The sequence below is a fragment of the Streptococcus sp. SM5 genome (assembly GCF_027497975.1).
Window position 1 is genome coordinate 42195 of sequence record NZ_JAJNSC010000008.1, and the last position, 21989, is coordinate 64183.

Consider the following 21989-nt stretch of genomic DNA (forward strand, 5'->3'; position numbering starts at 1 on the left):
TTATCTTTTTTCTATCTCTAACAATATCCGTGACAGGTAGTAATGATAGCTAAATATAGCAAGACCAAGCAGGAGGATAAGAGCTCCTACTCCCAAGCTGATGGCAAGGACAGGGGAAAGAGACTGAAGCAAGTATACGCTCACAATAGTTGAAATCAATAAGATAGCACTATAAATAATAATCAAAACCATTGTGACTATACCTTTTGAACGATTCACCAGGTCCGTAATGCTACTCCAATTGGTTGACAGATTTTTCATATCTTTAAAATAATGGTGGCAAGAAAGGCTGACACTGGCAAGAACCCATGCCACAAGAAGGTAAATCATCGAAAGGATAGGCAATCCTAAATAAAGGGAAAGACCAAGTAAAGTCAAGATAGGTAAAAAGGACTGGACAGCAAAGATAATCCAAAATTTCACTTTCACATAACGAGCAAAGTCAAAGGGTAAACTCTTCAGAAAATCAACATTTTCCCTCTCCAAGGATAAGGCAATTGAAGGAAGGCTGGTGATATTGTTATTGACAACTGCTATAAACATTCCCACGAAAAACAAGGGTAACCAGTATCGAGGATGAACGTCTGGAACTAACTGAGAATCTCGGATTGTGGAAATCGGACCAATCATCATGAGATAGGGAAGGAACGCACTTGTAAAAAGTACTGTAATCACGCCAGTCCCCTGTCCCAAGAGGGAGAGGTTGTAGCGCAAAACCATGCGGAAAAATCCCTTTTTAGTTCTTGAAATCCCCTCTTTACTGCGACGTTCTTTTTTGACCTTCTCCTCACTGTTAAGCAGAATCACGTCATAAAAATGAGGAAAAACCTTCTTTTTGGTCAGATAAAGCAAGAAAACAGTTAAAGCTATCCAAGCGAGCAGACCCAGTATGGCCTCTGTCGAAAAAGGCTCCACTGCTATTTTGTAAAAGAGATGAATAGGATAAAGGAGAAATGGAATATCTCTAACTCTGTCAACTATATCTCTAGAAGTCGACTGTAGAAGGAAGACAAATAATAAAGGTATGAGAACCCCAATCCCAATCATCACATTGGCAAAAATAGACTGATACTTTCTAAAAACGGTAGTTTGAGCCAAGAAATGCACTACCCCTACCATCACTAAAGTAACAGAGACAAATAATAAGGCCAAGGACAGCAGCATCAAAGGCAAGCCCAGCCAAAGAGAAGGAGCTAACCTAATGTAGAGGACTAGAAAATAAGCTAGGGTTGGTACAATTCCAGTTAGAGCTGGCAAGAGGACAGACAGTCCTTTAGCGATTATAATCTCTGATTCTTTAAAGGCATAGGGACTATAGGAGGCCAAATCCTTACTCTCATAAAAGACATTGTAAAAGGCAGTGAAAGCCGTTGAAAAGGCAAGCACCAGTAAAATAGCAACCATGGTACTAAAAAGACTTGGCATTTCCTCAAAAGGAAAATGAAAGGCTATATTTATAAACAAAAGTAGCATCAAGAGGCTAGAAAAAATGTAAGAACTTAGGACTCTAGCGGAAACATTTACTTTTTTCCCAGGGTTCTTAGCCTGCTTCTTTCGTAGATTAGCCAGATTCGCTTCTTTAGATGAATAGAGGATATTGATATCAACTAATTTTTTAATGACCTTGAAACGCATCTTCACCCTCCTCTTTTCTACCAGCAAGGCTAAGGTAGATACTTTCCAAAGACTGGTCTGGGTGGTCTTTTCTCAAGTCCTCTACACTACCACAATAAATCAAATGCCCCTTTTTCAAGATTGCAATCCGATCACAGACTTGCTCAGCTACCTCGAGGACATGGGTTGAAAACAAGACTGTCTTACCTTTTTGTGCATGTTCCTTCATCATTTGCTTCAAATCAAAGGCAGCCTGGGGATCCAAACCAGTCAAGGGTTCGTCCAAGACCCAAATATCAGGATCAGACAAGAGTGCCCCGATGACAAAGACTTTCTGACGCATTCCGTGAGAAAGGGTTTCAATAACCTGATAACGGTTTTCAGCAAAATCAAAAACCTTCAATAGCCTATCTAGACTAGCCTCCAAGTCAGAGCTGCTCAAATCATAGGATGAAGCAATCAATTCCCAAAATTCATTGGCCGTTAAACGTAAAAATAAGTCAGGCGAGTCTGCAACGTAGCCAATCTTTCGTTTGATAGCCAAGCGATTTTCCGATAAATCTAAACCGTCAACCAAAATACGACCACTGCTGGGTGAAATGATACTGACTAGGGATTTTATAGTGGTCGATTTCCCAGCACCATTATGGCCAATCAAGCCCATAATCTCTCCATTTTCAATCTGCAGATTGAGATTGCTCAAAGCCGCTTTATCACCATACAACTTACTAACATTTTGAAATTCAATCATGGGCTGACTCCTATCTTTATCTATGTAATTTACTATTATTATAGCGCTTTCATTTTAAAAATCAACATTTTATATAAAATAGTCAAAAACTTATTATTTAGTATTACGCAAACGTTTGAGTCAAGAGATACTTTATGATAGAATAAAGAACAAGATTGACAAGTAAGAGGAAAAATCATGCAAAATCAAACACTTATGCAATACTTTGAATGGTATCTCCCCCACGACGGCCAGCACTGGACGCGTCTAGCTGAAGATGCTCAACACTTAGCTGATCTCGGTATTAGCCATGTCTGGATGCCACCAGCTTTTAAGGCAACCAATGAAAAAGATGTAGGCTATGGGGTCTATGACTTATTCGACCTAGGAGAGTTTAACCAAAAAGGAACTGTCCGCACCAAGTATGGTTTTAAAGAAGACTATCTTCAAGCTATTCAAGCTCTAAAAGAACAGGGAATTCAACCTATGGCCGATGTAGTGCTAAACCACAAGGCTGCGGCCGATCACATGGAAGCCTTTCAGGTTATCGAAGTGGATCCTGTAGACCGTACAGTTGAACTTGGGGAACCCTTCACCATCAATGGCTGGACTAGCTTTACCTTCGATGGTCGCCAAGACACCTACAATGACTTCCACTGGCACTGGTACCACTTCACCGGTACAGACTATGATGCCAAACGCCGCAAGTCTGGGATTTATCTGATTCAAGGAGACAACAAGGGTTGGGCAAATGAGGAATTGGTCGATAATGAAAACGGTAACTATGACTACCTCATGTATGCCGACCTAGACTTTAAACATCCTGAAGTCATTCAAAATATCTATGACTGGGCTGAATGGTTCATGGAGACAACTGGTGTAGCTGGTTTCCGCTTGGATGCCGTTAAGCACATTGACTCTTTCTTCATGCGCAATTTCATCCGAGATATGAAGGAAAGATACGGTGACGATTTCTATGTTTTTGGTGAATTCTGGAATCCTGACAAGGAAGCCAATCTGGACTATCTTGAAAAAACGGAAGAACGCTTTGACCTTGTCGATGTTCGTCTACACCAGAATCTCTTTGAAGCCAGTCAAGCTGGCGCAAACTATGACCTTCGTGGTATTTTCACAGATAGCTTGGTTGAACTCAAGCCTGATAAGGCTGTGACCTTTGTCGACAACCATGATACCCAACGAGGACAAGCCCTTGAATCGACTGTTGAAGAATGGTTCAAACCAGCAGCCTATGCCCTCATTCTGTTACGCCAAAATGGCCTTCCATGTGTCTTTTACGGCGACTACTATGGGATTTCAGGGCAGTATGCTCAACAAGATTTCAAAGAAGTCCTTGACCGCCTCCTAGCCATCCGAAAAGACTTGGCCTATGGAGAACAAAATGACTACTTTGATGATCCTAACTGTATCGGTTGGGTACGTTCAGGTGCTGAAAATCAATCCCCAATCGCAGTTCTCATCTCAAATGACCAAGAAAACAGCAAATCAATGTTTATCGGCCAAGAATGGGCTAACCAAACCTTTGTAGATCTACTTGAAAACCACCAAGCTCAAGTTATCATCGATGAGGAAGGTTATGGACAATTCCCTGTCTCAGCTGCTTCGGTAAGTGTCTGGGCAGCCAATACTATCTAATAGCTTATAATCATCAAGCCAGATCCAAGCGGATTTGGTTTTTTTGTATTCACAAAAAGACCTACCCAAGTGGATAGATCTTTATTATCTTACAATTTACCTGCTACTGCATCCAACAATTCTTGGATCTTAGCTTGGTTGCTTCCTCCTGCCATGGCCATGTCTGGTTTACCACCACCACGTCCATCGACGATTGGTGCTAATTCTTTGACAAGGTTTCCTGCATGAAGGTCTTTTGTCTTGCTTGCTACAAGGACATTAACTTTGTCCCCAATTGCTGCAACAAGGACAAGAAGATCAGAGTAGTCTTTTTGTTTCCAGTTATCCGCAAAAGTACGAAGGGCACCAGCGTCAGATACAGATACTTGGCTAGCAATGTAACGGTGACCATTGACTTCCTTCACATCCTTGAAGATGTCGCCTGCGGCTGCAGCTGCGGCTTTTTCTTTCAACTCAGCATTTTCCTTTTGAAGTTGACGAAGTTGTTCTTGAAGTCCTTCTACCTTGTGAGGTACTTCCTTGACTTGAGGTGCTTTCAATGTTGCTGCGACTGCTTTAAGAGCATCTTCTTGTTCACGGTAGGCTTCAAAGGCTTCCTTACCAGTCACTGCCAAGATACGGCGAGTTCCTGATCCGATCCCTTCTTCTTTGACAATCTTGAAAAGACCAATTTCAGAAGTGTTGCCAACGTGGGTACCACCACAAAGCTCGATAGAGTAGTCACCTATAGTAACAACACGGACTTCTTTGCCGTATTTCTCACCAAAGAGGGCCATAGCTCCCATTTCTTTAGCAGTGTCAATATCCGTTTCAACTGTCTTCACTTCAAGAGCTTCCCAGATTTTCTCGTTGACTTGCTGTTCAATGGCACGCAATTCTTCAGCAGTTACTGCTTGGAAATGCGTAAAGTCAAAGCGAAGGAATTCGACTTCGTTAAGAGATCCTGCTTGTGTCGCGTGGTTTCCAAGGATGTTGTGAAGAGCAGCGTGAAGCAAGTGAGTCGCAGTGTGATTTTTCATGACACGGTGACGACGATTTGTATCAATTGCCAAGGTATATTCTTGGTTCAAGGCAAGCGGTGCAAGAACTTCAACCGTGTGAAGGGCTTGTCCGTTTGGTGCTTTTTGAACATTGGTCACAGTAGCCACGACCTTACTTGACTCATCCAAGATTTGTCCGTGGTCAGCGACCTGTCCACCCATTTCAGCATAGAATGGCGTTTCCGCAAAGATAAGAGAGGCAGTTCCTTCTGATACAGCTTCTACTTCTGCATTGTCAGCCACGATAGCCACCAATTTAGAAGATAATTGGCTAGCATTGTAGTTGAAGACACTTTCTACAGTGATGTTTTGAAGGGTTTCATTTTGCATCCCCATTGAGCCACCCTTGACAGCTGACGCACGCGCACGTTCTTGCTGCTCTTTCATAGCTGCTTCAAATCCTTCACGGTCCACAGTCATACCAGCTTCTTCAGCGATTTCTTCAGTCAATTCAACTGGGAATCCATAAGTGTCGTAAAGTTTAAATACATCTGAACCAGCAATGACAGATTGACCTTTTTCTTTCAAGTCAGCTACAATGCCTTGGGCAAAGTGTTGACCTGAGTGAAGGGTACGAGCAAATGACTCTTCTTCACTCTTAACGATTTTTTCGATAAAGTCACGTTTTTCAAGCACTTCTGGGTAGTAGCTTTCCATGATCTTACCAACGGTTGGAACGAGTTTGTAAAGGAAAGGCTCGTTGATTCCCAATTTTTGACCATGCATAGAAGCACGACGGAGAAGACGACGAAGGACATAACCACGACCTTCATTTCCTGGAAGGGCACCATCACCGATGGCAAATGACAAAGAACGAATGTGGTCAGCGATAACCTTAAAGCTCATGTTATCGCCATCTTGGTCATAAACCTTACCAGACAATTTCTCCACTTCACGAATGATCGGCATGAAGAGGTCTGTTTCAAAGTTGGTCTTAGCCCCTTGGATAACTGCCACCAAACGCTCCAAACCAGCGCCCGTATCAATGTTCTTGTGTGGCAGTTCCTTGTATTCGCTACGAGGAACAGCAGGGTCTGCGTTAAATTGTGACAAAACGATGTTCCAGATTTCGATATAACGGTCGTTTTCAATATCTTCTGCAAGCAGGCGAAGTCCGATATTTTCTGGGTCAAAGGCTTCTCCACGGTCAAAGAAGATTTCTGTATCTGGTCCAGAAGGTCCGGCACCGATTTCCCAGAAGTTATCTTCGATTGGAATTAAGTGGCTTGGGTCCACTCCCACTTCAATCCAGCGGTTATAAGAATCTTTATCATCTGGATAGTAGGTCATGTAAAGTTTTTCAGCTGGGAAGTCAAACCATTCAGGGCTTGTCAAAAGCTCATAAGCCCAAGTGATGGCTTCGTCACGGAAGTAATCTCCGATAGAGAAGTTCCCCAACATTTCAAACATGGTATGGTGACGTGCAGTCTTCCCTACGTTTTCGATGTCGTTGGTACGGATAGCCTTTTGGGCATTGGTAATACGTGGATTTTCAGGGATAATGGTCCCGTCAAAGTATTTCTTAAGGGTTGCTACCCCAGAGTTGATCCACAAAAGTGTAGGGTCATTTACAGGAACCAAGCTCACTGATGGTTCTACTGAGTGACCTTTGGTCGCCCAGAAATCAAGCCACATTTGGCGTACTTGTGCACTAGATAGTTGTTTCATATTGTCTCCTTATTGCTTGTTTAATGTGATTGGCTTTCCAGCATCTCCACATAGTCAATCGCGACACAGAGGGAAATGACTAGATCTGCATAAGCGTCCTCAAGGACCGTTACATTATAGGTAGATGTCAGATGGAAGAGTTCTTTCTTGATTTCCGCAATCAGCTGATCGCGATCATCCAGCAATTTGAAATTCAAATCCCAGATATTGCCCTCGATACGAAGCCCCAGATTATCAAACTCATACTTATCTCGCCAGAAGGTCAACTTCTTGCGAATGACAAAACTCGAGCCATCCCGAAGCTGAATCTCAAAACGAGGAAGCAAGGTCAAGATTTCTTTACTGATCTGACTAACTTGTTCACCAGTCGCATCATAGATGGTAAAAGTTTTGGGAATCTTAAAAAAATGATCCCTCTACCTGATAGGCGATTTCTCCCCTGTCATCCTTGATAGCGAAGCGTTCGCCTCCAAGACGAAACTTTTGTTTGACAAGAAATGTTTTCATCAACACCTCCAAAAATTAAAAGACAAGCTCATATCACGAAGGGCGAAAAACCGCGGTACCACCTTCATTCAATGAACTTGTCATTCTCTTATTCTTATGCAATTGTATGATTGAGTAGCATGACTTTCTAGCTTAGATGGCTCGCAGCACCGCCATTTCTCTGGACTAAGACAACTGAAAATCAAATCTCAACTTTCTTATTATATCGTTTTTTTAAGCTTGCGTCAACTGGAAATGATACCCATTTAAATAACCCATTCCCTACATCTCTGCTTACTTTTTCAGGATATATTTTTTCTTACTGCCATTTTTCTTTTTATCCCAACTTTTATCCCACATTTTCGAATTGCTAAAAATAGCTACGAAAATATTCCAAAATATAAAGTTTCCTATCACCAAATATATAGACTCAGTTGTTAGGTATTTTCGATCCAAACCATCCTTTAGATAGAATAGTATATATGTTTCGTTAACAATCAAAAAGGTTGGCCAATAACTTTTTTTGAAAAAAGTAGATATTTTCATGATTTGTTACCGCTTTCTGTAAGGTTAAGCTTAGTATACTACTAGGCAAGAAAATAAGCAACTAGAATAGAAAAAGATATGGCTATAAAAGCTGACTTCTATTAAAAAACGAACCAGCTGACTGATTCGTTTTCTTAAGTTCTACTCCTACTTCCGATACATTTTAAACTGTAGGAAGAGGTCGCTATATTTTCCTGTCCATTTATGGTCAAATTTCTCATAAACTTCTAGGTGTTTCATGGTTTCAGCATCAGGATAGAAGGCCTTATCTTCTTTCTTCTCCTCTGGGAGCAATTCCTTAGCTGGTAGGTTTGGTGTTGAATAGCCGACATACTCTGCATTTTTAAGAGCATTTTCGGGTTTCAACATAAAGTTGATAAAGGCATAGGCTGCGTCTTGGTTTTTGACTGTTTTGGGAATGACCATATTGTCAAACCAAAGGTTGCTGGCCTCTGTCGGTACCACATAGCGTAGATTTTCATTTTTTTCTAGCATTTGGCTGGCTTCACCAGAGAAGGTCACGCCGATAGCAGCATTGTTCTGAATCATGTAGCCCTTCATCTCGTCCGCAACGATTGCCTTGATATTTGGAGTCAATTTGTAGAGTTTGTCTACTGTTTCTTCCAACTGCTGTGGATCCTTGGAGTTGAGGCTGTAGCCAAATGAGTTAAGCCCTAGTCCCAATACCTCACGCGCCCCATCAAAGAGCATGATAGAGTTCTTATACTCTGGCTTCCAAAGGTCATCCCAATGCTCAGGCGCCTCATCTACCATGGTTTCATTGTAGACAATTCCCAAGGTACCCCAGAAGTAAGGGATGGAGAATTTATTGCCTGGGTCAAAGGACTGGTTGAGGAACTCTGGTCCGATATTTTCAAGACCTTCAAGTTTTGAATAGTCAAGCGGTACCAAGAGGTCTTCGTCCTTCATCTTGTTAATCATGTACTCACTAGGAATGGCGATATCGTAGGTCGTTCCACCCTGCTTGATCTTGGTATACATGGCTTCGTTGGAGTCAAAGGTCTCATACTGGACTTGGATTCCTGTTTCTTCTGTGAATTGCTCCAAGAGTTCTGGATCGATATAGTCACCCCAGTTGTAGATAACCAATTTTTGACTATCTCGGCTATTGATTTTACTGTCTAGATGCGTCGCAATTCCCCACAAGACCAGGATAATCGCAGCAATTCCTGCTAAAAATGAATAGAGTTTTTTCATGCTTGCTCCTCCTTCTCACGTGAGATAAAGTAATATCCAACCACTAGGATAATACTAAAGAGAAAAACAAGGGCAGACAGGGCATTGATCTCTAACGAAATACCCTTCCGAGCACGAGAATAAATCTCGACGGACAAGGTTGAAAAGCCATTTCCCGTTACAAAGAAGGTCACGGCAAAGTCATCTAGCGAATAGGTGAAGGCCATGAAATAACCTGCTATGATAGACGGAGTTAGGTAAGGAAGCATGATTTCCTTAAACATCTGAAATTGACTTGCTCCCAAGTCATAGGCCGCATGAATCATGTCACCGTTCATTTCTTTAAGTCGTGGCAAGACCATCAAGACCACGATAGGAATGGAGAAGGCCACGTGACTAGATAGAACGGTCAAAAAGCCAAGTGAAAACTTGAGTTGAGTAAAAAGAATCAAGAAGCTGGCACCAATCATAACGTCAGGCGCAACCATGAGGATATTATTGAGTGATAGAAAGGCTTCTTGGTATTTCTTACGAGACTGGTAGATGTAAATGGCACCGAAAGTCCCGATAATGGTCGCAATCAAGGCTGACAGAAAGGCCAAGAAAAAGGTCTGAGTCACAATCAACATGAGGCGACCATCGCCAAACATGGTTTTAAAATGGCTCAAGCTAAAGCCCGTAAAGCTGTTCATATCATTGCCTGCATTAAAGGCGTAACCAATCAGATAAAATATCGGCAGGTAGAGGACAAGAAAGACCAGTCCCAGATAAAGGTTGGCAAATTTTTTCATCGTTCTCTCCTTTCCTTAGTCACCCACATGGTGATGAACATGGTCAGGATGAGAATCACACCGATGGTAGAACCCATACCGTAGTTGTCATTGGTCAGGAAGTTCTGCTCAATGGCTGTCCCCAAGGTGATAACGCGGTTCCCACCGATCAAACGGGTCAGCATGAAGAGACTCAAACTTGGGATAAAGACCGACTGAACCCCACTTCTCACTCCATTCATCGATAGAGGGAAGATGACATGGCGGAAGGTCTCCCACTTGGTCGCACCGAGGTCATAGCTAGCATTGATGAGGTTGTTATCCATATCGTCCAAGACATTGAAAATCGGCAAAATCATAAAGGGAAGCTCGATATAGCTTGCGACAAAGATAAAGGAGAAATCGGTAAAGAGCAACTGTTGTGAACCGATTCCGATAAATTCCAAGAATTGGTTAATAGAACCATTCTGACCAAAAATCCCAATAAAGGCATAGGCCTTGAGGAGCAGATTGATCCAGGTTGGCAGGATAATCAGCATAAGCCAGAGTTGACGGTGTTTGAGACGGGTCAAAAAGAGGGCTGTTGGATAGCTGATAAGGAGGGTTACAAAGGTCACAATCCCTGCATAGAGCACAGAGTTGAAGCTCATTTTGAGATAGGTCAAGTTTTGTGACGCAAAGTAGGATTTATAGTTTTCTAAACTGAACTGGCCTTCGATGTTGAAAAAAGATTGTCCAAAAATCAAGACCAAGGGTGCGAGAACAAAGAGGGCAATCCAAAGCATGTAGGGCACTACAAAGAGTTTAGAGCTTGTTTTCTTCATCTCTTTCCTCCTCGATTGCATTGATCAGACCTGCTTCTTGCTCTTCGATTTCCACATATTCTTCGATTCGAGCATCGAACTCTTCTTCTGTTTCATTGAGGCGCATGATGTGGATGTCTTCTGGTTCAAAGTCCAGACCGATTTCCTCACCCACGATGGCCTTACGAGTCGAGTGGATCATCCATTCATTTCCAAGTTCGTCATAGGCGATAATTTCATAGTGAACCCCACGGAAGAGCTGGGTATCGACCTTAACTTGGAGCTTGCCTTCTTCAGGAAGGGTAATGCGCAAGTCTTCTGGACGAATCACGACTTCGACTGGCTCATTTGGCTTCATCCCCCCATCGACCGCTTCAAAGCGTTTGCCGTTAAACTCAACCAAGTAGTCCTCAATCATGGTTCCTGGCAAGATATTTGACTCACCGATAAAGGTGGCAACAAAGTGGTTAATTGGCTCATCGTAGATGTCCACTGGCGTTCCAGACTGGACAATCTCGCCATCATTCATGACAAAAATCCAGTCACTCATAGCCAAAGCTTCTTCCTGATCGTGAGTAACAAAAACAAAGGTGATTCCCAATCGTTGTTGCAGTTCACGCAGCTCATACTGCATATCTGTTCTTAATTTCAAGTCCAACGCTGACAAAGGCTCGTCCAACAAAACCACACGGGGTTGGTTGATGATGGCACGGGCAATAGCCACACGCTGACGTTGTCCTCCAGAGAGTTTACGGATGGAACGTTTTTCGTAACCTTCCAACTGAACCATCTTGAGAACTTCCGCTACGCGCTGCTCGATTTCTTTCTTGTCAATTTTACGCAAGCGAAGTGGAAAAGCAACATTTTCAAACACATTCATATGTGGAAACAAGGCATAGGATTGGAAGACCGTATGCACATCTCGCTTGTTGGTTGGGATGTCATTGATACGGACACCATCCAGCAAAATATCTCCTGTCGTCGCATCCAGTAAACCTGCAATGATGTTAAGGATAGTTGATTTCCCTGAACCAGACGCGCCTAGAAGAGTATAGAACTTCCCTTCTTCCAACTCAAAGTTGATATCTTTGAGAACCTTGGTGTTGCTGTCTTCAAAAACTTTAGAGACGTTTTTGAATTCAATAATTGGTTTTTTCAATTGTCATTTATTCCTTCTTTTTCATAGATTAACAGATCAGGGCTCTGTCAGGCCGCTACTACCTCGCGTAGGAGATTGAACTGCCTACATTCTTCTGCACTGACGATAGGCTTTCACCCCCTTTCCATGACATAGCAGCAGCTTTTCAACTACAGCTTCCTACTTGCTTTCACCCAAGATACGAACTTCTCTCTCAAGAGTAACGCCAGAGTGTTCCTTGACTTTTTCGATAACAGACTCAATCAAGTCCTCGTAGTCTTTAGCCGTTCCATCAGCGACATTGATCATAAAACCTGCGTGTTTTTCTGAGACTTCTACTCCACCAATACGATAGCCTTTCAAGCCAGCTTCAGAAATTAACTGACCTGCAAAATGCCCTACTGGACGCTTAAAGACCGAACCACAAGATGGGTATTCTAAAGGTTGCTTGAGTTCACGTAGATGCGTCAAGCGATCCATTTCTTGCTTGATAACCGGATGGCTTCCTGGGGCTAGGGCAAATTTAGCTGACAAGACAACTGCACCTGACTCCTGAATGGCTGAGTGGCGGTAACCAAAAGCCAAGTCCTTGGCAGAAAGAGTTTCGATTTCTCCATCCTTGGTCAAGACCTTACAAGACTGCAAGATGTGGGCAATCTCACCACCATAGGCACCCGCATTCATAAAGACAGCACCACCAACACTTCCAGGAATGCCACATGCAAACTCAAAACCAGTCAAACTATGACGAAGGGCAATGCGAGTTGTTTCAATCAAGTTAGCACCAGCTTCAGCTTCAATGGTATAGCCATCAACGGAAACATTATTGAGCTTGTCACACAAGATGACAAATCCACGAATCCCACCATCACGAACGATGATGTTGCTAGCATTTCCAAGAACCATCCAAGGGATATCTTCTTGATTGGCAAATTTGACAACGCGAGCCAACTCAAAATGATTTCGTGGAAAGACCAGATAATCAGCCTCTCCACCTACTTTTGTATAACTATAGCTATGCAAGGGTTCCTTGAAACGGATATCAATTCCTTCTAAGATTTCAAGCATTTTTTCTTTTACTGACATGACACTCTTCCTTTTACAAAATTCATTCCATTATACCATTTTTAAGACCATTTGACGACCCTAAAAAAATCTCGTTTGGTTTTTGCATAAGAAAAAGAGGTTCCCCCCCTTTTTCTTATGATTTTTTGCAAAAGATTGCCTTGGTTCCATAGGCAAGCAGAACGAGCTCCAGTGCTAGGAACACTTCAACCAAGACTGGATTGGTCAACCAGCCAACTTGGGCTAAAGATGGAGCTAGATCAAAGAAGGCATGGAGGCCATAGGCTGCTAGGAGATAAGTCCATTTCTTCTGGCGAACAGCTTGGTAAACCCAAACTGTCAACAGCAATTGGAATCCTAGAGCCAAAATCCGTTCAAAACCAAGCAAATAAATCTGCCAGACAGACAGCGACTGGATGGTTTTCAACATATTTTCAGACAGCAATTGCATGACCTGTGGATTCTGAGTTTGAACTGCTGAGAGAACAATGTAGAGATTAATCAAACTAGTAAGGCCCAGGAAAATCAATTCCAAACCACCATGACCTAACCCATAAGCCAAGGCGTCTGCCTTGTCCAAACTTCTCTTTTTCTCCAACCATTTGAAGAAAACAAGACGAGCAGTTTCCTCAAAAAAGGCTGCCATGGCTATGCCATAGATGATATAGACAAGTGGATGATCTTGCAAGAGGGCAATACTACCGTCTTTTTGAGGATGTAAAACCAAGATATGCACCAGTTTTTCCAAAATCTGTGAAGAGACAAAGAAGGCAACAGCCCCCAAGCCCAAGACAGCTAGATTAATCTGGTGTTTCTTTTTGGCATACCAAATGCTTCCTATCAAAAAAGCCAGCAACAGCAACATGGTAATAATGATATGAATGGTCATTTTCTTCTCCTATTCCGCCTTTTCAATATCTTTTTTCATCTCGTCAACATTGAACTTAGCAAACAAGTATTGACGATCTTGGACTGGAAAACGTTGGTCCAACTGGTCAACCGCTCCCACCTCGATAATCCCTTCCTTGATGACAAAGTCCATGACATGCCCACCGAAGGTCAAATCATCTGAGATGAAGTGTAGATGATAGCCTGCCACACTGACTCCATGGAAAATCTCTGGCGTCCAGAAACCAACGATGGTTCCTGCTACATTGTCTCGACGATATTCAGGTTGATGGGTTGCGACATCAGCAAACTTGGTCTCTGGTGTTGACTTGGGAATCATACGCACATGCATATGTGAAAATTCCCCACGAATCTTGATAGAGCGGAAAAGATTTTCCCCATCATAATAAGACTCAATTCGTTCTTCCAACTCTTTGTCTGTCATCTCAAAGCGCTGGCGGAAAATAACCTCTGCCTGATGCGGTACTACTGCTGCATAAGGAATAAGGGCATCTGGTGATACCTCCACAATCTCTGGCTGGTCGCCTGATCCTTTGGCCTGATAAGCCTTGCCATCCAAGACAATCAATTCTCCATCAATGGAATCCAAGGTTCCCAAACCAAGGTCTCCATGCTCTAGCAATTCTCCCACTGTCATGGTACCACCATAAAGGCCTGCCATCAAGGCTCCAAGGGTATTGTATTGAAATAATTTCACTGGTTCCTGCACGTTCTTATCCATTCACTTTCTTTTCTGTTATTCTATAAATCTTACTCCTAAGTATACCACATTTGCCCCTAGATGTGTACGAGAGAAACACCCTAGACATTGCCAAGAAGGAAAAAAAAAGGTACAATGTAACAAAATCAAGGGAGGTCTGGAATGAAGAAACAAAGCAAGTACCAAGAGGTCGTTTCCTATCTGAAAAATGGCATCGAGTCTGGACGTTTTCCAACGGGAAGTCGCCTGCCTTCTATCCGTCAACTGAGTCTTGACTTTCATTGTAGCAAGGACACCATTCAACGAGCACTGCTGGAATTACGACACGAACAATACCTCTATGCCAAGCCCCAGAGTGGCTATTATGTTCTAGAACAAGGACAACATCAAGACCTAGAAATCGAAGTCACTGAAGAACATGCCAGCGCCTATGACGACTTCCGACTCTGCGTCAATGAAACCTTAATTGGCCGGGAAAACTACCTCTTCAACTATTATGACAACCAAGAAGGTTTAGAAGACCTAAGACAGTCTATCCATAAACTTCTCTTTGACCAAGCCCTCTACTGCAAGGCTGACCAACTGGTACTGACTTCTGGCACCCAACAAGCCTTGTTTATCCTTTCTCAAATATCCTTTCCTAGCCAAGCCAAGGAAATCTTGGTGGAAAAGCCGACCTACCATCGGATGAATCGCCTCTTGATTGCACAGGGTCTGGACTATCAAACGATTGAACGAGGCATTGATGGAATTGACTTGGAGGAACTGGAAGACCACTTCAAAACAGGAAAAATTAAGTTTTTCTATACCATTCCTCGTTTTCACTATCCTCTGGGACATTCCTATTCTGAGCAGGACAAACGAGCTATTCTTGACTTAACTGCCAAGTATGGTGTCTATATCGTCGAGGACGACTATTTGGGGGATTTGGACTCCAAAAAGGGCCAGACCTTCCACTATCTAGATACAGAGGAGCGCGTTATTTATATCAAGTCCTTCTCAACCAGCCTCTTTCCAGCCCTGCGGATAACAGCACTCATCCTTCCAAATGGTATCAAAGAAGCCTTTATGGCCTACAAAAATATCCTAGACTACGATAGCAACCTTATCATGCAAAAGGCCCTGTCACTCTATATTGACAGTCAATTGTTTGAGAAAAACCGTCTAGCTCGCTTATCCAATCAGGAAGACTACCAAAAACAAATCGAGGAAATCTTAACTAAAACACCTTGTCCCCTTCCTCATTATCCCCTACACGATGGTTTATTGCTCGATCTCAGACAGTATCCTAAAATCGCCAGCCTAAAACACAGTCAGCTGAAATTGGACTTCTTTGAGGAGGCTTACTTGGATGCCTGCCCTTATCAATTTGCCAAGGTATCCTTAGAAAATCTGGAAAAGGTTTTAAACTATTTAAAAGCAGAATTGGATTGACTTCCAACTCTGCTTTTTTCTTATACTCTTCGAAAATCAAATTCAAACCACGTCAGCGTCGCCTTACCGTACTCAAGTACAGCTTGCGGCTAGCTTCCTAGTTTGCTCTTTGATTTTCATTGAGTATTATTCTTCAACTTCTGTTAAGGTTGCCGCTTTTTCAAGATATTTTTGGTAGGTGCCGTCATCCTTGAGTTTTTGGATGACCTTGTCCACCACTTCTTTCAAATCAGCACTATTTTTTCTAAGGGCAACTGCATTAGCTTCGCCGTCCTTCATCTTCAAGCTGACAGTTGCGACAGCTAAGTCTGCATTTTTAGCAGCATAGCTAAGGGCAACAGGCTCATCCATGTGAACAGCATCTACTTTTCCAGCCTGTAATTCATTAACAGCTTCACCCATATTAGCTAGGGAAGTCAATTGAGCTTTTGGCAATTGTTCCTTGACCATAGATTCTGGAACAGTCCCTTTTTGGGCCGCAATATTAGCACTTTCTAGGCTAGTTAAATCCTTGTATTTTTCTTCATCAGCCTTACGAACCAAGAAACTAATCTTGTTTTCATAGTAAGGGATTGAAAAATCAAAGACTTCTTTTCTCTCGTCAGTAGCGCTAATTCCCGCAACCGCTAGATCAGCCTTACCAGTTTGAAGACTGGTCAAGACATTATCAAAACTCATGCTTGAAATTTCCAACTTCACCCCAAGTTCATCAGCGATAGCTTGGGCCATATCAATGTCCGCACCGACTACCTGATTTTTTCCGTCAACCAAGGCTTGGAATTCAAAGGGTGCATAATCAGGACTAGTCGCCACAACTAATTTTCCCTTTTGCTTAATGGCCTCAACAGCTGACTGATAAACATTAGAATCCGACTGACAAGCTACTAAGAAGAAACTTGCAAGAAAACTACATAAAACAAATATCCATTTTTTTGATTTCATAAATAAACAACCCTTCTGTTGATTTTGTATAATTATAACGCTATCCAAGTTGCTTGTCAAGTATTTTTTGAATTTTTATCTTAAAAATATTTTTTTCATTCAACAAAAGGAGCTATTAATTGATTTCAAGCTCCTTTTTATACAGAATGAAACTATTTTATAGTTCGACAATCTTACCTGTTTCAAAGTAAACAACCCATTCACAGATATTCTTAGCATAGTCTCCAATGCGTTCCAAGAAGGCAATCACTTGGAAGTAATCACGACCTGTAACAATGGCATCAGGATTTTTCTTGATTTCTTCTGTAGCCAAGTCACGAATGCTATCAAAGTAATGGTTGATTTTTTCGTCCATGGCTGCTACTTCATAGGCCTGATCCACTGAACCATTGAGATAGAGTTCAAGGGCTGCTTCAACGAAGTTCTTGACATCACGCCCCATTCTCTTAATTTCTTCTTCAACAGCTGGGATGCGTTGCTCCCCCTTCATACGAATGGCTGCTCTTGCAATGGAAACGGCATGGTCCCCCATACGTTCCAAGTCAGATACAGCCTTCAAGACTGTCAAAACGGTACGCAAGTCTTGAGAAACTGGTTGTTGAAGGGCAATCATTTCAAATGATTTCTTCTCCAATTTCACTTCGTATTCGTTTACTTCTGCATCGTCTTCGATGACTTCCTTGGCCAAATCACGGTCATGCGTAACAAAGGCACGCACTGTCCGATTGATTTGGGATAGCACTTCTTGTCCCATAGCATAGAACTGGTTGTGCAATTTCTCTAAATCTTCCTCAAATTGAGAACGTAACATCATTTATCTCCTTATCCAAATTTTCCTGAAATATAATCTTCTGTTTCCTTGTGTTGTGGGTTGAGGAACATCTTCTTGGTATCGTTAAACTCGATCAGATCTCCATCTAGGAAAAATCCTGTCTTGTCAGAAATACGAGAGGCTTGTTGCATGGAACGCGTAACCAAGAGCATGGTGTATTTATCTTTTAGACCATACAAAGTTTCCTCAATCTTACCAGCCGAGATAGGGTCCAAGGCTGAAGTCGGTTCATCCAAAAGAATGATTTTAGGGCTGGTTGCCAAGACACGGGCAACACAGACACGTTGCTGTTGTCCACCTGAAAGCCCAATAGCTGAATCATGCAAGCGGTCCTTGACCTCATCCCAGATAGAAGCTCGTTGCAAGGCTTTTTCTACCGCTTCATCCAGAACCTGCTTGTCTTTAACTCCATTGATACGAAGCCCATAAACAACATTTTCGTAGATAGACATAGGGAAAGGGTTTGGTTGTTGGAAAACCATGCCGATTTCCTTACGCAATTCAACTGTATCTGTACGTGGGCTGTAGATGTTGTGGCCGTTGTAAACCACCGAACCAGTTGTGGTCACCTCTGGATTGAGATCCCCCATGCGGTTGATAGCCTTGAGGAGGGTTGATTTCCCTGATCCAGATGGACCGATCAAGGCTGTAATTTCCTTAGGTTGGAAAGATAGGGAAACACTATTCAAGGCCTTTTTTTGATTGTAGTAAACGGACAGGTCTGATACCTGTAAAATCGCTTCTGTCATACTGTTTCCTTTCTATCCAAAGTGTCCTGTTACGTAGTCATTGGTTGACTGTAGTTTGGCATTTTGGAAAATATTAGAGGTCTTATCGTACTCTATCAAGTCACCCAAGTAGAAAAATCCTGTGTAGTCACTAGCACGCGCAGCCTGCTGCATACTGTGGGTTACGATGATAATGGTAAAGTCTTTTTTCAATTCCAACATAGTTTCTTCTAGCTGGGCTGTCGCAATCGGATCTAGCGCTGACGCCGGCTCATCCATTAAGAGGATATCTGGTTTAACAGAGATAGCACGAGCGATACAGAGACGTTGCTGCTGACCACCTGATAGGGTCAAAGCTGACTTGTGCAAATCGTCTTTAACCTGGTCCCAAAGGGCAGCCTGACGAAGAGAGGTTTCCACAATTTCATCTAAGACTTGCTTGTCCTTAACTCCTGCACGCTCATGGGCAAAAGTGATATTGCGGTAGATAGACTTGGCAAAAGGATTTGGTCGTTGGAAGACCATCCCGATGTGCTTACGCATCTCATAAACATTGATTTCTGGACGGTTAACATCAATCCCTTCATAGAGAATTTGACCTGTTACCTTGGCAATATCAATGGTATCATTCATACGGTTGAGACTGCGGAGGTAGGTTGATTTCCCTGAACCAGAAGGGCCAATTAAGGCCGTAATTTTATTCTTTTCAAATTGCATATCGATGCCCTTAATGGATTCATTTTTACCGTAGTAAACATGTAAATCCTTAGTAGAGAGGGCCACTTTCTCTTCAGGAAAGGTGATGATATGCTTTTCATCCCAATTATATTTTGACATGGCTTCTCCTTTAGGCAGCGGTTAATTTCTTATGTAGGTAGCTTCCGAGTTTACGGGCTCCAAAGTTAAAGATGAGGATAAAGATGAGGAGCACGGCCGCAGAACCTGCTGATACGATGGTGCCATCAGGAATGGTTCCTTCACTATTGACTTTCCAGATGTGGACAGCCAAGGTTTCTGCTTGACGGAAGATAGAGATTGGGCTAGTTACACTGAGAATATTCCAGTTAGACCAGTCAAGGGCTGGAGCGGATTGTCCTGCTGTATAGATAAGGGCAGCAGCCTCACCAAAGATACGACCAGAAGCTAAGACGACCCCAGTCACAATACCTGGAAGGGCTTCTGGAATGACCACATGGACAACTGTCTCCCAACGAGAAATTCCAAGGGCCAAGCCGGCCTCACGTTGCGTATGGTGAACGTGTTTCAAGCTGTCTTCAACGTTACGAGTCATCTGAGGCAGGTTAAAGACCGTCAAGGCCAAGGCACCTGAGATGATTGAAAATCCATACTCAAACTGAACTACAAAGATCAAGTAACCAAAGAGACCGACAACCACTGATGGCAGTGAAGATAAGATTTCAATACAGGTTCTGACAAAGTTGGTAACAGGACCCTTTTTGGCGTATTCAGCTAGGAAAATTCCAGCTCCCATAGACAAAGGCACAGAGATAATCAAGGTAATGACCAGAAGGAAGAAGGAATTATAGAGCTGAATTCCAATCCCTCCACCTGCTTGGTAAGAAGAGGATTTGCCAGTCAAGAAAGACCAAGAGATGTGGGGCAAACCACGAACCAAGATATAAAGAATCAAGGATGCCAAGATGGCAACAATAATTCCTGCAATCGAGTAGAGGACAGCTGTTGCAATTTTATCTAATTTCTTAGCGTGCATAGTTTTTCTTTCCTCTTTCTTTCGTAATCAATTTAATCACACTGTTGAAGGCCAAACTCATCAAGAGCAAGACTAAGGCCAGTGACCAGAGAACGTTATTGTCAACAGTTCCCATAACGGTATTTCCGATACCCATGGTCAAGACAGAGGTCAAGGTCGCAGCAGGTGTTGTCAATGAAGTTGGGACAACGGCTGAGTTTCCGACCACCATCTGAATGGCCAAGGCCTCACCAAAGGCACGCGCCATCCCAAAGACCACTGCGGTGAAAATCCCTGAACGCGCCGCCTTCAAGGTCACGCGCCAGATGGTTTGCCAACGAGTAGCCCCCATAGCCAAACTAGCTTCGCGGTAGTGACGAGGCACCGCACGCAAGCTATCCGTTGTCATAAAGGTTACCGTCGGTAAAATCATGACAAAGAGAACGAAAATCCCTGACAAAATCCCAAAACCAGTTCCACCAAAGACACTACGGACAAAGGGAACCACGACCTGCAAACCGATAAATCCATACACGACTGAAGGAATTCCGACTAGCAATTCAATGGCTGGTTGCAAGATTCTAGCACCTTTTGGTGAGACTTCGGTCATAAAGACTGCCGCACCAATGGCAAAAGGAGTTGCGATAAGGGCTGATAGGATTGTGACAATAAAGGAACCCAAAATCATAGGAAGGGCACCAAATTGTTTACCTGAAGGATTCCAAGTTTGTCCAAAAAGGAAATCAAAGATATTGACCCCATTTACAAAGAAGGTTGACAAGCCTTTTTGGGCTACGAAAATCAAAATCATAGCCACAATGATGACAATCAAAGACAGACAGGCAAAGGTCAAGCCTTTTCCTAATTTCTCTAAACGAGAGTTCTTTGAGGGAGAAAGTAATTTTTTAGCTAATTCTTCTTGATTCATTAGTGACTCCCTTCTAGTGCTGTCACTGTTCCTACAGCATCTTTTTCAACCTTCATTTCTTTGACAGAAATATAGCCCATCCCCTTAACGATTCCACTTTGCGCTTCATCAGAGAGGACAAAGTTGAGGAATTCTGCCACCAATTCATTTGGTTGACCTAGGGTATACATGTGTTCATAAGACCACAAGGGCCAGTTATTGGTTGTAACATTTTCTGCAATCGGCTCATAGCCATTCAACTTCATGCGTTTCACCGAGTCATCCACATAGGCAAAGGCTAGGTAAGAAATAGCTCCTGGTGTCTGGGAAACAATGTTTTTAACCATCCCATTTGAATCCTGTTCTTGACTCTGCACAGCAGATTGACCTTCCATGATAACACTATCAAAGGTTGCACGCGAACCAGAACTTGCCGCACGGTTAATAATCGAAATAGCTAGGTCTTTCCCACCGACTTCTTTCCAGTTGGTCACTTGACCTGTGAAGATGCTACGGAGTTGTTCTGTTGTCAGATTTTCAACGTCAACTTCCTTATTTACAATTACTGCCAAGCCAGCTACGGCTACTTTATGGTCCACTAGAGCGGATGCATTGATACCGTCTTTTTCCTCGGCAAATACGTCTGAATTTCCTACATCAACGGCTCCAGACTGAACCTGAGACAGACCTGTACCAGATCCTCCACCTTGGACGTTAACTGTTTTTCCAATGTGCATAGAGCCAAATTCATCTGCTGCTGCTTCGACCAAGGGCTGAAGAGCCGTTGAGCCAACAGCAGTCATGGATTCTCCACGATCAATCCAGCTAGCACATCCCGCCAAAGAACCTGCTAGCAAAAGAGCCGCAAGGGATAGAGCGAGTTTTTTCCTTTTTTTCACTGTTTTTTCTCCTTGAAAATAATGGTGAATGCTGTGAATTTTTTCAACTATTTATTTATGTTTTTCTTTTTTAAAATTGGGAGCCAACTGAAGTTACTAGCTTAGTTTTACTAGAAATTTGCTCAGTTGCCTTCTCAACAAATTTTGACTGAAAATAAAAGACAATTTGAAAAAAATTCATACTTCCACTATAACATAGACAAGCTACTTTGACTAG

Annotated in this window: 20 protein-coding genes and 1 pseudogene; 2 read left to right on the forward strand and 19 right to left on the reverse strand. The window is 42.7% G+C overall.

The window, feature by feature from the left end:
* Both PAN07_RS07585 and PAN07_RS07590 read right to left on the reverse strand, forming a co-directional pair.
* A complete protein-coding gene (locus PAN07_RS07585; RefSeq protein WP_049487320.1) occupies positions 1–1635 on the reverse strand; it encodes a hypothetical protein in 1635 nt (544 codons plus the stop codon).
* Positions 1616–2365, reverse strand: coding sequence for an ABC transporter ATP-binding protein (locus PAN07_RS07590; RefSeq protein ID WP_033686761.1), 750 nt, complete (start codon positions 2363–2365; stop codon positions 1616–1618). Before PAN07_RS07590 ends, PAN07_RS07585 begins: the two co-directional genes overlap by 20 nt.
* A gap of 177 nt (positions 2366–2542) precedes the next feature.
* Here PAN07_RS07590 and PAN07_RS07595 point away from each other — a divergent pair, with 177 nt between their 5' ends.
* Positions 2543–3997, forward strand: a complete 1455-nt coding sequence (locus PAN07_RS07595) for an alpha-amylase (RefSeq protein ID WP_269797645.1) — start codon at positions 2543–2545, stop codon at positions 3995–3997.
* Between the two features lie 89 nt (positions 3998–4086).
* Here PAN07_RS07595 and alaS read toward each other — a convergent pair whose 3' ends face one another.
* The 10 genes and pseudogenes from alaS to budA form a co-directional block, all read right to left on the reverse strand.
* On the reverse strand, positions 4087–6705 hold the full coding sequence (gene alaS / locus PAN07_RS07600) for an alanine--tRNA ligase (protein ID WP_237446979.1): 2619 nt from the start codon (positions 6703–6705) through the stop codon (positions 4087–4089).
* Positions 6706–6725: 20 nt separating this feature from the next.
* Positions 6726–7212 (reverse strand): annotated as a pseudogene (locus PAN07_RS07605) (LURP-one-related/scramblase family protein).
* A 273-nt stretch (positions 7213–7485) separates the two neighbouring features.
* Positions 7486–7737 carry a hypothetical protein gene (locus PAN07_RS07610; protein WP_269797646.1) on the reverse strand — a complete coding sequence of 84 codons (252 nt, stop codon included), beginning with the start codon at positions 7735–7737 and terminating at the stop codon, positions 7486–7488.
* Between the two features lie 147 nt (positions 7738–7884).
* Positions 7885–8955, reverse strand: coding sequence for an ABC transporter substrate-binding protein (locus PAN07_RS07615; RefSeq protein ID WP_265465190.1), 1071 nt, complete (start codon positions 8953–8955; stop codon positions 7885–7887).
* Positions 8952–9725, reverse strand: a complete 774-nt coding sequence (locus tag PAN07_RS07620) for an ABC transporter permease subunit (protein ID WP_000712740.1) — start codon at positions 9723–9725, stop codon at positions 8952–8954. Before PAN07_RS07620 ends, PAN07_RS07615 begins: the two co-directional genes overlap by 4 nt.
* Positions 9722–10528, reverse strand: a complete 807-nt coding sequence (locus tag PAN07_RS07625; RefSeq protein ID WP_000753801.1) for an ABC transporter permease — start codon at positions 10526–10528, stop codon at positions 9722–9724. Before PAN07_RS07625 ends, PAN07_RS07620 begins: the two co-directional genes overlap by 4 nt.
* Positions 10509–11666 carry an ABC transporter ATP-binding protein gene (locus PAN07_RS07630; protein ID WP_000742900.1) on the reverse strand — a complete coding sequence of 386 codons (1158 nt, stop codon included), beginning with the start codon at positions 11664–11666 and terminating at the stop codon, positions 10509–10511. The genes PAN07_RS07625 and PAN07_RS07630 overlap by 20 nt, the downstream gene beginning before the upstream one ends.
* Before the next feature lie 159 nt (positions 11667–11825).
* Positions 11826–12731 (reverse strand): UDP-N-acetylmuramate dehydrogenase, encoded by a 906-nt coding sequence (murB, locus tag PAN07_RS07635; protein ID WP_269797647.1) that lies wholly within the window; start codon positions 12729–12731, stop codon positions 11826–11828.
* Between the two features lie 115 nt (positions 12732–12846).
* Positions 12847–13599 (reverse strand): YhfC family glutamic-type intramembrane protease, encoded by a 753-nt coding sequence (locus PAN07_RS07640; protein ID WP_269797648.1) that lies wholly within the window; start codon positions 13597–13599, stop codon positions 12847–12849.
* A 9-nt stretch (positions 13600–13608) separates the two neighbouring features.
* On the reverse strand, positions 13609–14340 hold the full coding sequence (budA, locus tag PAN07_RS07645) for an acetolactate decarboxylase (RefSeq protein WP_033681610.1): 732 nt from the start codon (positions 14338–14340) through the stop codon (positions 13609–13611).
* Between the two features lie 141 nt (positions 14341–14481).
* On the opposite strand from budA, the gene PAN07_RS07650 reads away from it, so the two are divergent.
* The gene (locus PAN07_RS07650; RefSeq protein WP_265465193.1) at positions 14482–15753 is read left to right on the forward strand and encodes a PLP-dependent aminotransferase family protein; all 1272 of its coding nucleotides are present in this window, start codon (positions 14482–14484) and stop codon (positions 15751–15753) included.
* A 126-nt stretch (positions 15754–15879) separates the two neighbouring features.
* Here the strand turns inward: PAN07_RS07650 and PAN07_RS07655 are convergent, their stop codons facing one another.
* From PAN07_RS07655 to PAN07_RS07685, 7 genes are all read right to left on the reverse strand, one after another.
* The gene (locus tag PAN07_RS07655) at positions 15880–16695 is read right to left on the reverse strand and encodes an ABC transporter substrate-binding protein (RefSeq protein WP_265465195.1); all 816 of its coding nucleotides are present in this window, start codon (positions 16693–16695) and stop codon (positions 15880–15882) included.
* Positions 16696–16852: 157 nt separating this feature from the next.
* On the reverse strand, positions 16853–17506 hold the full coding sequence (gene phoU / locus PAN07_RS07660; RefSeq protein WP_000946460.1) for a phosphate signaling complex protein PhoU: 654 nt from the start codon (positions 17504–17506) through the stop codon (positions 16853–16855).
* Positions 17507–17517: 11 nt separating this feature from the next.
* Entirely contained in the window at positions 17518–18276 is a 759-nt protein-coding gene (pstB, locus tag PAN07_RS07665) for a phosphate ABC transporter ATP-binding protein PstB (protein WP_000133484.1), read from the reverse strand.
* A 12-nt stretch (positions 18277–18288) separates the two neighbouring features.
* Positions 18289–19092, reverse strand: coding sequence for a phosphate ABC transporter ATP-binding protein PstB (gene pstB, locus PAN07_RS07670; RefSeq protein ID WP_125851778.1), 804 nt, complete (start codon positions 19090–19092; stop codon positions 18289–18291).
* A 10-nt stretch (positions 19093–19102) separates the two neighbouring features.
* On the reverse strand, positions 19103–19987 hold the full coding sequence (gene pstA / locus PAN07_RS07675) for a phosphate ABC transporter permease PstA (protein WP_000543046.1): 885 nt from the start codon (positions 19985–19987) through the stop codon (positions 19103–19105).
* Positions 19977–20894 (reverse strand): phosphate ABC transporter permease subunit PstC, encoded by a 918-nt coding sequence (gene pstC, locus PAN07_RS07680; RefSeq protein ID WP_001070903.1) that lies wholly within the window; start codon positions 20892–20894, stop codon positions 19977–19979. The genes pstA and pstC overlap by 11 nt, the downstream gene beginning before the upstream one ends.
* Complete coding sequence (locus PAN07_RS07685) at positions 20894–21772, reverse strand: phosphate ABC transporter substrate-binding protein PstS family protein (RefSeq protein ID WP_269797649.1); 879 nt, start codon at positions 21770–21772, stop codon at positions 20894–20896. The genes pstC and PAN07_RS07685 overlap by 1 nt, the downstream gene beginning before the upstream one ends.
* Positions 21773–21989 lie beyond the last annotated feature (217 nt).